The sequence below is a fragment of the Streptomyces sp. B8-7 genome (genome assembly GCF_058833805.1).
The window spans coordinates 13104-27818 of record NZ_JBYRRL010000002.1; the positions used below are offsets into that span (position 1 = coordinate 13104).

Here is a 14715-nt window from a genome sequence, read left to right on the forward strand (position 1 = left end):
AGGACAACCGACGTGCGCGTACTCGTCGTCGAGGACGAGCAACTGCTCGCCGATGCGGTGGCCACCGGACTGCGCCGGGAGGCCATGGCCGTCGACGTCGTGTACGACGGTGCGGCCGCCCTGGAACGCATCGGAGTCAACGACTACGACGTGGTCGTCCTCGACCGCGACCTGCCCCTGGTGCACGGCGACGACGTATGCCGCAAGATCGTCGAGCTGGGCATGCCCATGCGCGTGCTGATGCTCACCGCCTCCGGCGACGTCAGCGACCGGGTCGAGGGCCTTGAGCTCGGGGCCGACGACTACCTGCCCAAGCCGTTCGCCTTCAGCGAGCTGACCGCCCGCGTGCGCGCCCTCGGCCGGCGCACCAGCGTGCCGCTGCCGCCCGTGCTGGAGCGGGCCGGCATCAAGCTCGACCCCAACCGCCGCGAGGTCTTCCGCGACGGCAAGGAGGTCCAGCTGGCGCCCAAGGAGTTCGCCGTCCTGGAGGTGCTGATGCGCAGCGAGGGCGCGGTCGTCTCCGCCGAGCAGCTGCTGGAGAAGGCCTGGGACGAGAACACCGATCCGTTCACCAACGTGGTCCGGGTGACCGTCATGACGCTCCGCCGCAAACTGGGCGAGCCGCCCGTCATCGTCACCGTGCCCGGCTCCGGCTACCGGATCTGATCCGCCGTGGCCGCGACCCCGGCGCCGCCCCAGGCGCCCCCGAAGCCCACCTGGGATCCCAGAAGGCCCGAGCCGACCTTCCCCTGGCTGCGCCCGACCATCCGGATACGGCTCACGCTGCTGTACGGCGGGATGTTCCTGATCGCCGGCATCATGCTGCTGTCGATCATCTACCTGCTGGCGGCACAGGCCCTGAACTCGGGCAACGAACCCCTGTTCAAGATCGTCGGCGGTACCGACATCGAGGTCACCAGCGCCAGCTGCCCCGCGATCAACACCGACAACCTGCCGCTGAGCGTGTTCAACGAGGCGATCAGCGAGTGCACCGACCACCAGCGCCGCGTGGCCCTCGACAACCTCCTCAGCCGCTCGCTGCTGGCCCTGCTGGGCCTGGCCGTGATCGCGTTCGCGTTCGGCTACGCGATGGCCGGCCGGGTGCTGTCCCCCCTCGGCCGGATCACCCGCACCGCGCGCGCCGTGGCCGGCTCGGACCTGTCGCGCCGCATCGAGCTGGACGGCCCGGACGACGAGCTGAAGGAGCTCGCCGACACCTTCGACGACATGCTGGAGCGCCTCCAGAGGGCCTTCACCGCCCAGCAGAGATTCGTCGGCAACGCCTCGCACGAGCTGCGCACCCCGCTCGCGATCAACCGCACCCTGCTGGAGGTGCACCTGTCCGATCCGCACGCGCCGGTGGAGCTCCAGCAGCTCGGCAAGACCCTGCTCGCCACCAACGAACGCAGCGAGCAGCTCGTGGAGGGCCTGCTGCTGCTCGCCCGCAGTGACAACCAGATCGTCGAGCGCAAACCGGTCGACCTCGCCGAGGTCGCCTCCCAGGCCATCGACCAGGTGCACGCCGAGGCGGAGTCCAAGGGCGTGCAGATCCGGGGCACGCGCGCGCCCGCGGTGGTGCAGGGCAACGGCGTGCTCCTGGAGCGGATCGCCCTGAACCTGGTGCAGAACGCGGTGCGGTACAACGTCCCGGAGGACGGCTGGGTCGAGGTCACCACCGAGTCGGAGCAGGCCCAGGCGGTGCTGGTCGTGTCGAACACGGGGCCGGTCGTCCCCGCGTACGAGGTGGACAACATCTTCGAGCCCTTCCGGCGGCTGCGCACCGAGCGGACCGGCAGTGACAAGGGCGTCGGGCTGGGACTGTCCATCGTGCGGTCCGTGGCACGGGCGCACGGCGGGCACATCGAGGCCCGGCCGAGGGAGGGCGGAGGGCTCGTGATGCGTGTCACCTTCCCGATCTGAGATCATGCCGCCGACACCTACGGGGATGTTCGCTTTGCGCGGAATTTTCCGGACGCCGAGCGACATCTCCGATGTGCGATCGATCACAGGGGCGATTTTCCGGCCATCCACTCTCCGTGATCATGTAGACCGTCGGAAAGTCGGGAAAATCCGTGTTTTCCGGGGTCCTGATCACGGGAAGTACACGGGGAGGCGCCTTTGAGGTGCAGTGATGGGGCCGTGTACGGTCCCGATCGCCACCCAAACCGATCACTCATGAGGAGTCCGGTTGGGTGTCGATTGAGTAACAGACCTTGATGTGAGGCAAAATCTCCGCCTCAGGTCGGGCACAAGACCGGCCTCTCACGCGTTACGTGCGCTGGAGACACCGCAGACACCCGGAGGGGGAGAGCGACATGGCAACCGATTACGACACCCCACGCAAGACCGACGACGACGTCGACTCGGACAGCCTGGAAGAGCTGAAGGCCAGGAGGAACGACAAGTCCGCGTCATCCGTGGACGTCGACGAGTTCGAGGCCGCCGAAGGCCTGGAACTGCCCGGCGCAGACCTCTCCAACGAGGAGCTGGCTGTCCGGGTGCTGCCCAAGCAGCAGGACGAGTTCACGTGCATGAGCTGCTTCCTGGTTCATCACCGCAGCCAGCTGGCCCGCGAGAAGAACGGCCAGCCGATCTGCCGCGACTGCGACTGAGGGCGGGTCGGCCGTGACTGGCTCGACCCCTCCTCGGAAGCGCCGTCTGTCCTTCGGGAAGGCGGACTCCGGGCCGTTCCACGGCCCGCACGGCGCGCATGACGACGAGCGAGGCTCATCCACGACGGGACCGGTTCCGGCGGAACCGTCTCCCACGGGCACGGCTGCAGCGGGACCCGAGCCCACGGGAACGGTTCTTCCGGCGCAGTACACCCCGGGATCGGCCTCGCTCGAACCGGTCGACGACCGCGGCGGTCCGCCGGCTCCGGCGGACGCACCCGCGCCCGTCGCCAGGCGACGGGCAGCCGTGATCCGCGACCGGGCCAGAGAACTGGCCCGGGAAGGCGCCCGCCGGGGCGGCAGCCGGGCCCGGGCGGGCCTCGGCCACCTCGCCGACCGGATCATCGAGACCGCCCCCAGAATCCCCGTACGCGACCTCGCCGCGCTGCGTCGGCAGTTCCCGGGCCTGGGACCCGAGCAGATCGCCGACAAGCTGGTGGCGGGCGCCGCGAACGCGTCCGCGACGGTCGGCGCGGGAGTCGGCGCGGCCGCCATGCTGCCCGTACCGCCCGCGATGCCCGCGGAGCTCGCCGCGGAGATCACCGGCGTCGCCGCGATCGAACTCAAGCTGATCGCCGAACTCCACGAGGTCTACGGCCTGAGACCGCCCGGCACGCTCAGGGAGCGCAGCACCGCCTGCCTCCGGTCGTGGTCCGGTGAGCGCGGCATCGACGTGATGAAGCCCGCGTCCGTCAGCTCGGCCCTCGGCGGTCCGATGAAGCGCGAACTGCGCCAGCAGATCATGAAGCGCATGGTGCGCGACCTGCCGAACCTGATGCCCTTCATGGTCGGCGCCGCCGTGGGCGCGGTCATGAACCGCCGCGACACCAAGAAGCTCGCCGCCCGCATCCGGGCCGATCTGCGCACCATGCAGGTGCCGTGGGACGCGCTGCCCGACCTGCCGCCGCTGGAGCAGCCGGACCGGCCGATCGAGGTCGGCGACATCGCCAAGGAACTCGAGGGCTGAGCCCGCTCCGCGGAGCCGGACCGCGCCGGCCGGGCGCTCTGCCCGCGCCGCGTGACCGGCCGGCAATCGGACACAGCGCCCCCGTGGGGGTCAGACGCCGTCCGTGCGGGCCGCCCGGAGCGCCTCCGCCAGCCGCTCCGGCTCCCGCGTCGACAGGTACAGGTACGGGGTCGGGTCCGCCGGGTCGGTGACCTCGACCTTGAGTGCCGTGGGGATGTAGGCGCGCAGCAGCAGGAAGGCGCGCGTGTCCGCCTTGTACGTGCGCCAGGCGCGCGCTTCCTCGCGGTCCAGCACCACCGCCTCGCCCAGCGCCGCCACCGGGATCCGCGCGTCCCCGGCCACCAGGGTGCCGCTCACCACGCGGATCCGCACCGCGCCGTAGGCGCTGGCCACCACCGCCGCCACCGCGGTGCCGCCGGCCAGACCGCCGAGCATCGGCAGCGTGCCGAACGGCAGCAGGATCAGCGCCAGCGAGACGCCGGTCAGGAAGCACACCAGCCACCACGAGCGGGGGACCGTGAGGCGTTCTTCGTACGGGGCCGTGGAGAGCTGCATGCCGCCAAGCTTGGCACGGTGTCCGGGAAGGGCCGACGCGCGGGTAAGGTCTGCGCCTGTGAGTGGTACTTCCGCAAGCCTTCAGCCGCCGGCCGACGCCGTGAAACCGGTCCGGCACCCCGACGCGCCCGCTCCCGGAGAGCTCCTCGGCGCGCACTACGAGCAGTGCTTCGGCTGCGGCGGCGGACAGTCGCACGGCCTGCACCTCCAGGCGCGGGCCGGTGACGGCGTCCGCATCACGGCCGAGTTCACGGTGCAGCCCGCCCACCAGGGCGCTCCCGGGCTCGCGCACGGCGGCGTCCTCGCCACCGCACTGGACGAGACCCTGGGATCGCTGAACTGGCTGCTGCGCACCATCGCGGTCACCGGACGTCTGGAGACGGACTTCCGGCAGCCGGTGCCGGTCGGCGCCACGCTCCACCTGGACGCCGAGGTCACCGCCGTCGCCGGCCGGAAGATCTACTCCACGGCCACCGGGCGGGTCGGCGGTCCCGACGGCCCGGTCGCGGTCCGCGCCAAGGCGCTGTTCATCGAGGTGAAGGTCGACCACTTCATCGACAACGGGCGCCCGGACGAGATCCAGGCCGCCATGAACGACCCGGACCAGGTCCGCCGGACCCGCGCCTTCGAGGTGAACCCGTGAGCCGCGCCCCGCTGGACGTCCTCATCCGGCGCGTCGACCCGGAGGTACCCCTTCCGGCGTACGGGCATCCCGGCGACGCGGGCGCCGATCTGCGCACCACCGAGGCCTGCGAGCTCGCCCCCGGCGAACGCGCGGTGCTGCCCACCGGCGTCGCCGTCGCCCTCCCCGAGGGGTACGCGGCCTTCGTGCACCCCCGCTCCGGGCTGGCCGCCCGGTGCGGCGTCGCCCTCGTGAATGCCCCGGGGACGGTTGATGCCGGGTACCGTGGGGAGATCAAGGTGATCGTGGTGAATCTCGACCCGCGCGAGGCCGTGCGGTTCGAGCGCTTCGACCGGATTGCCCAACTGGTCGTCCAACAGGTCGAGAGGGTCCGCTTCCGGCAGGTCGCGGAGCTTCCCGGCTCGGCGCGGGCCGAGGGGGGCTTCGGGTCCACCGGTGGTCATGCCGCCGTGGGCGACGGGAGCGGCACAAGCGGAAGGGCCGCCGAGAGCGGCACGACGGGTGGGAATCGATACGCAGCGGTCGTATCCGACCGGGAAGGACAGTGACGTGTTCGGACGTCGCAAGAAGAAGGATGCCGCCGAGGGCGCGGCCGGCGAGGCCGAGCAGGTCGTCGAGGGCGTCGACACCGAGGCGGACGAGGACACCGGTCGTGACCGGGTGAGGCTCGACCCCGAGCCCCGCCCCGACGGGCCGTGGGACAGCAGTGAGGTGCGCGAGCCCGGCGAGGGCCGGGTCGACCTGGGCGGCATCCTGGTGCCCGGCGTCGACGGCATGGAGCTGCGGGTCGAGGTCGCCGGTGACGCCATCGTGGCCGCCACCGTCGTCCTGCGTGACAGCGCTGTCCAGTTGCAGGCCTTCGCCGCACCCAAGCGCGAGGGCATCTGGGGCGAGGTGCGCGAGGAGATCGCCACCGGCATCACCCAGCAGGGCGGCATCATCGACGAGGTCGAGGGTCCTCTCGGCTGGGAGCTGCGCGCCCAGGTCCCGGTACAGCTCCCGGACGGCACGGGCGGCTTCCAGGTCGTGCGGTTCGTGGGCGTGGACGGCCCGCGCTGGTTCCTGCGTGGCGTCATCTCCGGCCAGGGCGCGGTCCAGCCGCAGGCCGCAGGGCTGCTGGAGCAGATCTTCCGGGACACGGTCGTGGTCCGCGGCGAGGGCCCGATGGCGCCCCGCGACCCGATCGTCCTCAAGCTCCCCAACGACGCCCAGATGGTGCCCGAGGGCGTCCAGCAGGAGGAGGGCTCCCGCTTCTCGGGCGGCATGGGCCAGCTCCAGCGCGGCCCGGAGATCACCGAGGTCCGCTGAGCGCTCCGCCGGAGGGGCCGGGGTGTGACGTCGTTCGACCGCGTCGCCGTCGTCGCTGGTCGCGCAGTTCCCCGCGCCCCTTGGGACGTTGCCGGGCCGCAGTGGGCGTCGCCCGGGCTGCTCGCCGCCGAGACCGGAGACCGGCTCAGGCCGCGACCGGGTCGCCCCCGGGCGGGCCGGCCGACCGGGCCGGCCGGGCGCGGGGCCGGGTGACCGGCCGGTCGCGGAGAGTCGACCCGCCGCGATCCGTCCCGACGGGTGTGGACGGGCATGGACGAGCATGGACGGGCATGGACCGGTGCCGATGCATGCCGACACCGGCCGTCTCGGGTGCACCGCGCGCACCTGCCGTGCGGTATGCGCCGTACACGCCGTACGTGTCCTGCGTGCCCTACGTCCGGACTTCCGTCCGGTACACACGGCCGCCGGCGCGGCTCGTCCGCCGCGTCCGGGTCGCCCGGCGGCCGCCGTGCAGCGTGGGTGGGCACGCGCAGCCCCGGGTACGGCCCGCACCGCGGGGCCGCCCCCGTCCCGGGCGGACGGCGTCCACCCGGCGCCCGGGGCGAGCAGGACGTACGGCCGCGCCGAGCCCCCGTACGGCATCGGGACGGTACGTCCGCGGGCTTTTCGGCGGACACGTGTCCTGCGGAGTGAGGGATCTCCCGGCGGGCAGGGGTACTGGCGTGTCGGTGTGCCCCGGTACGCTTCTGATATGAGTGCTGTTCCTCGATCCGACAAGCCGGTGGGCCGGTTCCGGCGCATGCTCGACCGGCTCTCCTCGTCGCAGGAGGACCTGGAGTCCGAGGAGCTGCGAGAGGACGCCGAGACCGCGGGGTGCACCCGCATCGGCGACTGTCACGACCGCGAGGTCGTCACCGTTACTGGTACCTTGCGCACGGTCACCCTGCGCCCGCGGGCGGGCGTGCCCGCTCTGGAGGCCGAGCTGTTCGACGGCTCCGCGGCGCTGGACGTGGTGTGGCTGGGCCGGCGCCAGATCGTCGGGATCGAGCCGGGACGCAGACTGATCGCGTCCGGCCGGATCTCGATGAGCCGGGGCCGCAGAGTGCTGTTCAACCCGAAGTACGAACTGAGACCCCTCGGTAGGGAGTAGCCGGTGACGTCACTCGACAAGCCGACCCGGGACACCCGGCAGGACGACACCCGGACGGTGACGGAAGCCGCGCTGTTCGAGGCGTTCGGCGGGGTGCGGGGCATGGTCGAGACGGTGCTTCCCGGCCTTCTCTTCGTCACCATCTACACGCTCAACAAAGACCTCCACATGTCCGCGATCGCCGCGCTCGCGGTGTCGCTGGTCCTGGTGGTGGTCCGCCTCGCGATGAAGGACACCGTCAAGCACGCGTTCAGCGGCGTCTTCGGCGTGGCCTTCGGCGTCGTGTTCGCGATGATGACCGGCAACGCCAAGGACTTCTACCTGCCCGGCATGCTCTACACCCTGGGCCTGGCGCTCGCCTACATCATCACCGCCCTGTGCGGCGTCCCGCTGATCGGTCTGATCCTGGGCCCGGTCTTCAAGGAGAACCTCTCCTGGCGCACCCGCAATCCCGGCCGCAAGAAGGCCTACACCAAGGCCAGCTGGGCGTGGGGGCTGATCCTTCTCGCCAAGTGCGCGATCCTCTTCCCGCTCTACTGGTGGGCCGACACCACCCAGCTCGGCTGGGTCCTCGTCGCACTGAAGATCCCGCCGTTCCTGCTCGCGGTCTGGCTGACCTGGGTGTTCCTGGCGAAGGCGCCGGCGCCGATCGACGTGTTCGCGGAGATGGAGGCGGCCGAGCAGGCGGAGAAGGCGGAACAGGAGCGGCAGGCGGCCGCGCGCTCGACGGAGTAGCCCCGGCGCTGCCACCCGGGCCGGTCCCCTCCCCGGGCCGGGCAGCCGCCTTCGGCCTGCCCCGGGCAGTGTCGCCCGGGCGGGCGACTTCGGCCGTCAGGCCGTCCCGTCAGGCCTTCAGGTGAACCTGGCGCGCCGCCGCCCACGGGGGCGCCCATGAGGGACACGAGGCGCCCCGTCCGCGCAGGGCGCCTCGCACCGTCCTGCGCGGGTCAGCTCGCGGCGTCGTCGCGCCGCACCGACAGCAGATCCTCCAGCTGCTCCTCGCGGGCCTGCGCGGCGACGAACAGCAGCTCGTCACCGGCCTCCAGCGAGTCGTCCTTGGTCGGCGTCAGCACCCGCGTACCGCGGATGATGGTGACCAGGGAGGTGTCCTGCGGCCACTGAACGTCACCGACCTGCGTACCGGCCAGCGCCGACTCCTCCGGCAGGGTCAGCTCCACCAGGTTGGCGTCGCCGTGGCTGAAGCGCAGCAGCCGGACCAGGTCGCCGACGCTCACCGCCTCCTCCACCAGGGCCGACATCAGGCGTGGTGTGGAGACGGCCACGTCCACGCCCCAGGACTCGTTGAACAGCCACTCGTTCTTGGGGTTGTTCACCCGGGCCACGACCCGTGGGACGCCGTACTCCGTCTTCGCCAGCAGGGAGACGACCAGGTTCACCTTGTCGTCGCCGGTGGCGGCGATCACGACGTTGCAGCGCTGCAGCGCGGCCTCGTCCAGGGACGTGATCTCGCAGGCGTCGGCGAGCAGCCACTCGGCCTGGGGGACGCGCTCCACCGAGATGGCGGTCGGCGCCTTGTCGATCAGCAGGACCTCGTGGCCGTTCTCCAGCAGTTCACCGGCGATCGACCGGCCGACCGCGCCGGCACCGGCAATGGCGACCCTCATCAGTTGCCGCCCTCCTTCGGACCCTCGGCGAACGCCGCCTCGACCTTCTCGACCTCGTCGGTCCGCATCATCACGTGCACCAGGTCGCCCTCCTGCAGCACCGTCTGCGACGTCGGCAGCATCGCCTCGCCGAGCCGGGTCAGGAACGCCACCCGGACCCCCGTCTCCTCGTGGAGGCGGCTGATCTTGTGGCCGACCCAGGCCGCCGACGCGTGCACCTCGGCGAGCTGGACCCCGCCGGTCGGGTCACGCCACAGCGGTTCGGACCCGGACGGCAGCAGACGGCGCAGCATCTGGTCCGCGGTCCAGCGGACGGTGGCCACCGTCGGAATGCCCAGACGCTGGTAGACCTCCGCACGGCGGGGGTCGTAGATGCGGGCCGCGACGTTCTCGATGCCGAACATCTCGCGCGCGACCCGGGCGGCGATGATGTTGGAGTTGTCGCCGCTGGAGACCGCGGCGAACGCTCCGGCCTCCTCGATGCCCGCTTCGCGCAGGGTGTCCTGGTCGAAGCCGACGCCGGTGACCCGGCGTCCGCCGAACGCGGAACCCAGGCGACGGAAGGCGGTGGGGTCCTGGTCGATCACCGCGACCGTGTGCCCCTGCTGCTCCAGGGTCTGGGCGAGAGCGGAACCCACTCTGCCGCAGCCCATGATGACGATGTGCACGACCGTCCTTCCGGGGTCACGAGTTCTTGACTTGGCTTGAACAGGGTCTCAGACCGCCGACCAAGCTACACACGCACGGTCCGCGGACGACAACCCCCGTGCACGGTCCGTCTTGCCTGCGACGTCCGGTGCGGGAGGGACACGGGCGTCCCCACGGCCGGCCGGTCCTCGCGACGGTGCCTGCGCGCAGGCGCTCAGCGGCGGCCGATGCTGCGGACGCTCGCGAGGGTGAGGGCGATGAGTGCGACAAGGGCGGCGGTGGCGCCGATCAGCTCTGCCGTGGTGGTGGACATGGCGGCTCCGGGGTGGGGTTCATCAGCGGGTACGACAGGGGTAAGACACGGGTACGACAGGGGTACGACACGGGTACGACAGCGGGGATGGGCTTGTCATATAGGCACGGAGGCGTCTCGCGCACCGGAACGCCCGGCGGGGGCGGCGGCCGATTTCACCCAGGAGGCAGATCGGGATGCGGCCCGGGGTGGGGCGGTGGGCGAGTGGCTGTTCGAGCCTTTACGATGTTCTGTTGTGTCCAAACTGACCGACGTGCCCAAACGGATTCTGATCGGGCGCGCTCTGCGCAGTGACCGGCTCGGAGAAACGCTCCTGCCGAAGCGCATCGCCCTCCCCGTCTTCGCTTCCGACCCGCTGTCCTCCGTGGCCTACGCCCCCGGGGAGGTACTGCTGGTCCTGTCCATCGCGGGCGTGTCGGCCTACCACTTCAGCCCCTGGATCGCCGCCGCGGTCGTGGTGCTGATGTTCACCGTGGTCGCCTCCTACCGGCAGAACGTGCACGCGTACCCCAGCGGCGGCGGCGACTACGAGGTGGCCAACACCAACCTCGGCCCCAAGGCCGGGCTGACCGTCGCCAGCGCCCTGCTCGTCGACTACGTGCTGACCGTCGCGGTGTCCATCTCCTCCGGCATCGAGAACCTCGGCTCGGCCGTCCCCTTCGTCGTCGAGCACAAGACGTCCTGCGCGATCGCCGTGATCGTGCTGCTGACGCTGATGAACCTGCGCGGAGTGAAGGAGTCGGGGAAGCTCTTCGCCATCCCGACGTACGTGTTCGTCTCGGGCGTGTTCGTCCTGATCGCGTGGGGCGCCTTCCGCGGCCTGGTGCTGGACGACACCCTGCGGGCGCCGACCGCCGGGTACGAGATCAAGCCCGAGCACGAGGGCCTGGCCGGCTTCGCCCTGGTCTTCCTGCTGCTGCGCGCCTTCTCCTCCGGCTGTGCCGCCCTCACCGGCGTGGAGGCCATCTCCAACGGCGTGCCCGCCTTCCGCAAGCCCAAGTCGAAGAACGCGGCGAACACCCTCGCCCTGATGGGCCTGCTCGCCGTGACCATGTTCTGCGGGATCATCGCGCTCGCCATGGCGTCCAAGGTGCGGATGGCCGAGAACCCGGCCAAGGACCTGTACGCCGACGGTGTGCCGGTCGGCGGCGACTACATCCAGCACCCGGTCATCTCGCAGGTCGCCGAGGCCGTCTTCGGCAAGGACAGCTTCCTCTTCGTCGTGCTCGCCGCCGCCACCGCCCTGGTGCTGTTCCTGGCCGCCAACACCGCCTACAACGGCTTCCCGGTGCTCGGCTCGATCCTCGCCCAGGACCGCTACCTGCCCCGCCAGCTGCACACCCGCGGCGACCGGCTCGCCTTCTCCAACGGCATCGTGCTGCTGGCCGGCGCGGCCACGCTGCTGGTGTGGATCTACGCCGCCGACTCCACGCGCCTGATCCAGCTGTACATCGTCGGCGTCTTCGTCTCCTTCACGCTCAGCCAGACCGGCATGGTCCGGCACTGGAACCGCCACCTGGCCGGTGAGCGCGACCGCGGCAGGCGCCGCCACATGATCCGCTCCCGCGCGATCAACGCTTTCGGTGCGTTCTTCACCGCCGTGGTGCTGGTGGTCGTGCTGGTCACCAAGTTCAGCCACGGCGCCTGGGTCGCCCTGCTCGGCATGGTGATCTTCTACGTCACCATGAGCGCGATCCGCCGCCACTACGACCATGTCTCCAAGGAACTCGCCGCCCCCGAGGGCCCCAGCGACGACACCGTGCGCCCCTCCCGGGTGCGCTCCGTGGTGCTGATCTCCAAGATCCACCGGCCGACCCTGCGTGCCCTCGCCTACGCCCGGCTGATGCGCTCCGACTCCCTGGAGGCGCTCACCGTCAACGTCGACCCGAACGAGACCAAGGCGCTGCGCGACGAGTGGGAGCGGCGCGGCATCGACGTACCGCTGAAGGTCCTCGACTCCCCGTACCGCGAGGTGACCCGGCCGGTCATCGAGTACGTCAAGAGCCTGCGCCGCGAGTCGCCGCGGGACGCCGTCTCCGTGATCATCCCCGAGTACGTCGTCGGACACTGGTACGAGCACCTGCTGCACAACCAGAGCGCGCTGAGGCTGAAGGGCCGGCTGCTGTTCACCCCCGGGATCATGGTGACCTCCGTGCCCTACCAGCTGGAGTCGTCCGAGGCCGCCAAGCAGCGTGCCCGCAAGCGGTCCGAGTGGAGCGCGCCCGGCTCGGTGCGGCGCGGGCCCGCCGAGGAGCGGGACAAGGAGCCGAGCGCAGAGCAGTGACGCGGCGGGAGGCGGCGCAGCCGTCCCGGGACAGGACGCGCACCGACGGCGGTGCGAGCACCTCCGGGCCCGGGACAGGGACCGGCGGCGGCCGGCCGCCCCCGTGCGGGACGGGGTCCGGGGCGGTCCGACCGCCCCTGTGCACGACGTAGACTGGTCGGCTGTTGTCCCGCGTCCGCGGGCCGCCGTGGCCGACCTGTCGTGGCCGACCGGCCGCAGCCGGTCTGCCGTAGCCGGTCTGCCGTACCCGTCCCGCCCCGCACGGAGCCTGCTTCCCCGTCGAGGCCCTCCGAGTCGTCCTGACGTCCCTCTCGATGTCCCGAACCCTCTCCCGATCTGGAGTCACCCGCCATGCAGACAGAACCGAAGAAGTCGCTGGTGGGCGAGGAGTACGAGGTGGAGGTCGGCCCCGTCGCGCACGGTGGGCACTGCATCGCCCGGACCGGGCAGGGACAGGTGCTGTTCGTGCGGCACACGCTGCCCGGTGAGCGGGTCGTGGCCCGGGTCACCGAGGGCGAGGAGCAGGACCGCTTCCTGCGCGCGGACGCCGTCGAGATCCTCACGGCGTCCAAGGACCGCGTCGAGGCGCCCTGCCCCTACGCGGGACCCGGCCGCTGCGGCGGCTGCGACTGGCAGCATGCCAAGCCGGGCGCCCAGCGCCGCCTCAAGGGCGAGGTCGTCGCCGAGCAGCTGGAGCGGCTCGCCGGCCTCACCCCAAAGGAGGCCGGCTGGGACGGTACGGTGATGCCGGCCGAGGGCGACAAGCTGCCCGCCGGGCAGGTGCCGCAGTGGCGCACCCGCGTGCAGTACGCCGTGGACGCCGAGGGCCACGCCGGTCTGCGCCGCCACCGCTCGCACGACGTCGAGCGCGTCGAGCACTGCATGATCGCCGCCGAGGGCGTGAGCGAACTCGGTGTGGAGCAGCGGGACTGGACCGGCATGGAGTCGGTGGAGGCGATCGCGGCGACCGGCTCGCAGGACCGCCAGGTGATCCTGACGCCGCGACCGGGCGCCCGCCTGCCGCTGGTGGAGCTGGACCGGCCGGTGTCGGTGATGCGGGTCGACGAGAAGGACGGCGGCGTACACCGGGTGCACGGGCGCCCGTTCGTCCGCGAACGCGCGGACGGCCGCACCCACCGGGTGGGCAGCGGGGGCTTCTGGCAGGTGCACCCGAAGGCCGCCGACACCCTGGTCACCGCGGTCATGCAGGGCCTGCTGCCGCGCAAGGGCGACATGTGCCTCGACCTGTACTGCGGCGTCGGTCTCTTCGCGGGCGCCCTCGCGGACCGCATCGGCGAGAAGGGCGCCGTCCTCGGTGTCGAGTCCGGCAAGCGGGCCGTGGAGGACGCCCGCCACAACCTGGCCGGGTTCCCCCGGGTCCGGGTGGAACAGGGCAAGGTCGAGGCGGTCCTGCCGCGCACCGGCATCACCGAGGTCGACCTCGTCGTCCTGGACCCGCCCCGCGCGGGCGCCGGCCGCAGGACGGTGGCCCACCTCACGGACCTGCGCCCCCGCCGGATCGCCTACGTCGCCTGCGACCCGGCCGCCCTCGCCCGCGACATCGCGTACTTCCGCGAGGGCGGCTACCGGGTGCGGACGCTGCGGGCGTTCGACCTGTTTCCGATGACCCACCACGTGGAGTGCGTGGCCATTCTGGAGCCTGCCGAAAAGGGCCGCTGACCTGCGGTTTAGTTGTTCTGGTGGGTTCCTTGGCCTGGGTCCCTCCGTGCAGCGGTCCAAGCGGACGGATCGATCTTTCAGGAGCTCTCCGACCTGGAAGTTCGCGAACGAGGCGCGGGCAAGGGCGACGCCTTCACGTGGCTCTTGCGGGATTCCTGACGCTCGGACGACGCTCGAAATGGAAGACTCCACGGGCCTCCGCGGCCGCGATGCGCACGGCCGCCTGGTCCCACGCTCCGCGGAGCCGGGAGAGCGTCCCGACCGCGCCATTTGATACCGGCCTGGTATCATCTCTGTATGGCGATGACACTTCGACTCCCCGACGACCTTGACGCGAAGCTCACCGAGCGGGCCCGTCGGGAGGGCCGCAGCAAGCAGGAACTTGCCATCGAGGCCATCCGTGACGCCCAGGACCGGGCCGAGCTGAAGGTCGATGACGTCCTGGCCGAGCTGATGGACAGCGATGCGGAGATCCTGGACTACCTGAAGTGACGGGCGCGCGCTACCTCCAGATCGACGAAATCCTGGCCATCGCCCGTGCGGTCAACGGTACCGAGCACAGCGTGCGTGACATGGGCCTTCTGGTGTCGGCGATCGAGCGACCCCGGACGAACGTGTTCGGGGCCGAGTTGTATCCCACGCTGCACGAGAAGGCTGCAGCGCTGCTGCACTCCGTCGCCCGCAATCACGCGCTGATCGATGGGAACAAACGCACCGCCTGGCTCGCCATGCGTGTCTTCCTGCGGTTCAACGGCGCCGGCGCGAGTGCCGTCCCGCCGCCCGTTTCCGTGGCCGGCCCGTTCGTCGAGGAAGTCGCCCAGGACAACGTCGATGTACCGGCGACCGCCAAGCTCCTCTCGACATGGTTCCCCCTTTCCTGACGTTCGACGAGGCAAGGGGGCTCTTGTG

The 14715-nt window shown here is 71.3% G+C and carries 16 protein-coding genes; 13 read left to right on the forward strand and 3 right to left on the reverse strand.

The window, feature by feature from the left end; all coding sequences use genetic code 11:
* Positions 1-12 precede the first annotated feature (12 nt).
* The 4 genes from AC5K6T_RS09210 to AC5K6T_RS09225 all read left to right on the forward strand — a co-directional run bounded on the left by AC5K6T_RS09210 (position 13) and on the right by AC5K6T_RS09225 (position 3639).
* A complete protein-coding gene (locus tag AC5K6T_RS09210) occupies positions 13-666 on the forward strand; it encodes a response regulator transcription factor (RefSeq protein ID WP_493207463.1) in 654 nt (217 codons plus the stop codon).
* A gap of 6 nt (positions 667-672) precedes the next feature.
* Positions 673-1920, forward strand: coding sequence for a sensor histidine kinase (locus tag AC5K6T_RS09215; RefSeq protein WP_493207466.1), 1248 nt, complete (start codon positions 673-675; stop codon positions 1918-1920).
* Between the two features lie 395 nt (positions 1921-2315).
* On the forward strand, positions 2316-2612 hold the full coding sequence (locus AC5K6T_RS09220) for a DUF4193 domain-containing protein (protein ID WP_043504706.1): 297 nt from the start codon (positions 2316-2318) through the stop codon (positions 2610-2612).
* Between the two features lie 13 nt (positions 2613-2625).
* Positions 2626-3639 (forward strand): hypothetical protein, encoded by a 1014-nt coding sequence (locus AC5K6T_RS09225; RefSeq protein WP_493207467.1) that lies wholly within the window; start codon positions 2626-2628, stop codon positions 3637-3639.
* A 90-nt stretch (positions 3640-3729) separates the two neighbouring features.
* Here the strand turns inward: AC5K6T_RS09225 and AC5K6T_RS09230 are convergent, their stop codons facing one another.
* Positions 3730-4194 (reverse strand): DUF3093 domain-containing protein, encoded by a 465-nt coding sequence (locus tag AC5K6T_RS09230; protein ID WP_493207469.1) that lies wholly within the window; start codon positions 4192-4194, stop codon positions 3730-3732.
* 58 nt (positions 4195-4252) lie between these two features.
* On the opposite strand from AC5K6T_RS09230, the gene AC5K6T_RS09235 reads away from it, so the two are divergent.
* From AC5K6T_RS09235 to AC5K6T_RS09255, 5 genes are all read left to right on the forward strand, one after another.
* Positions 4253-4837 (forward strand): PaaI family thioesterase, encoded by a 585-nt coding sequence (locus AC5K6T_RS09235; RefSeq protein WP_493207471.1) that lies wholly within the window; start codon positions 4253-4255, stop codon positions 4835-4837.
* Positions 4834-5385, forward strand: a complete 552-nt coding sequence (gene dut / locus AC5K6T_RS09240) for a dUTP diphosphatase (protein ID WP_493207472.1) — start codon at positions 4834-4836, stop codon at positions 5383-5385. The genes AC5K6T_RS09235 and dut overlap by 4 nt, the downstream gene beginning before the upstream one ends.
* Position 5386: 1 nt before the next feature.
* Positions 5387-6145, forward strand: a complete 759-nt coding sequence (locus AC5K6T_RS09245; protein ID WP_493207473.1) for a DUF3710 domain-containing protein — start codon at positions 5387-5389, stop codon at positions 6143-6145.
* Positions 6146-6857: 712 nt separating this feature from the next.
* On the forward strand, positions 6858-7256 hold the full coding sequence (locus tag AC5K6T_RS09250) for an OB-fold nucleic acid binding domain-containing protein (RefSeq protein WP_493207474.1): 399 nt from the start codon (positions 6858-6860) through the stop codon (positions 7254-7256).
* A gap of 3 nt (positions 7257-7259) precedes the next feature.
* Positions 7260-7991, forward strand: coding sequence for a DUF3159 domain-containing protein (locus AC5K6T_RS09255; RefSeq protein ID WP_493207475.1), 732 nt, complete (start codon positions 7260-7262; stop codon positions 7989-7991).
* Between the two features lie 212 nt (positions 7992-8203).
* Here AC5K6T_RS09255 and AC5K6T_RS09260 read toward each other — a convergent pair whose 3' ends face one another.
* The gene (locus AC5K6T_RS09260; protein WP_493207477.1) at positions 8204-8881 is read right to left on the reverse strand and encodes a potassium channel family protein; all 678 of its coding nucleotides are present in this window, start codon (positions 8879-8881) and stop codon (positions 8204-8206) included.
* On the reverse strand, positions 8881-9549 hold the full coding sequence (locus AC5K6T_RS09265) for a potassium channel family protein (RefSeq protein WP_493207478.1): 669 nt from the start codon (positions 9547-9549) through the stop codon (positions 8881-8883). The genes AC5K6T_RS09260 and AC5K6T_RS09265 overlap by 1 nt, the downstream gene beginning before the upstream one ends.
* A 528-nt stretch (positions 9550-10077) precedes the next feature.
* Between AC5K6T_RS09265 and AC5K6T_RS09270 the strand changes: the two genes are divergently transcribed.
* The 4 genes from AC5K6T_RS09270 to AC5K6T_RS09285 all read left to right on the forward strand — a co-directional run bounded on the left by AC5K6T_RS09270 (position 10078) and on the right by AC5K6T_RS09285 (position 14687).
* Positions 10078-12126, forward strand: coding sequence for an APC family permease (locus tag AC5K6T_RS09270; protein WP_493207479.1), 2049 nt, complete (start codon positions 10078-10080; stop codon positions 12124-12126).
* A gap of 351 nt (positions 12127-12477) precedes the next feature.
* Positions 12478-13806, forward strand: a complete 1329-nt coding sequence (locus AC5K6T_RS09275; RefSeq protein ID WP_493207480.1) for a class I SAM-dependent RNA methyltransferase — start codon at positions 12478-12480, stop codon at positions 13804-13806.
* A 297-nt stretch (positions 13807-14103) separates the two neighbouring features.
* Positions 14104-14298 (forward strand): ribbon-helix-helix protein, CopG family, encoded by a 195-nt coding sequence (locus AC5K6T_RS09280; RefSeq protein WP_007445201.1) that lies wholly within the window; start codon positions 14104-14106, stop codon positions 14296-14298.
* Positions 14295-14687 (forward strand): type II toxin-antitoxin system death-on-curing family toxin, encoded by a 393-nt coding sequence (locus tag AC5K6T_RS09285; protein ID WP_493207482.1) that lies wholly within the window; start codon positions 14295-14297, stop codon positions 14685-14687. The genes AC5K6T_RS09280 and AC5K6T_RS09285 overlap by 4 nt, the downstream gene beginning before the upstream one ends.
* Positions 14688-14715: the final 28 nt, after the last annotated feature.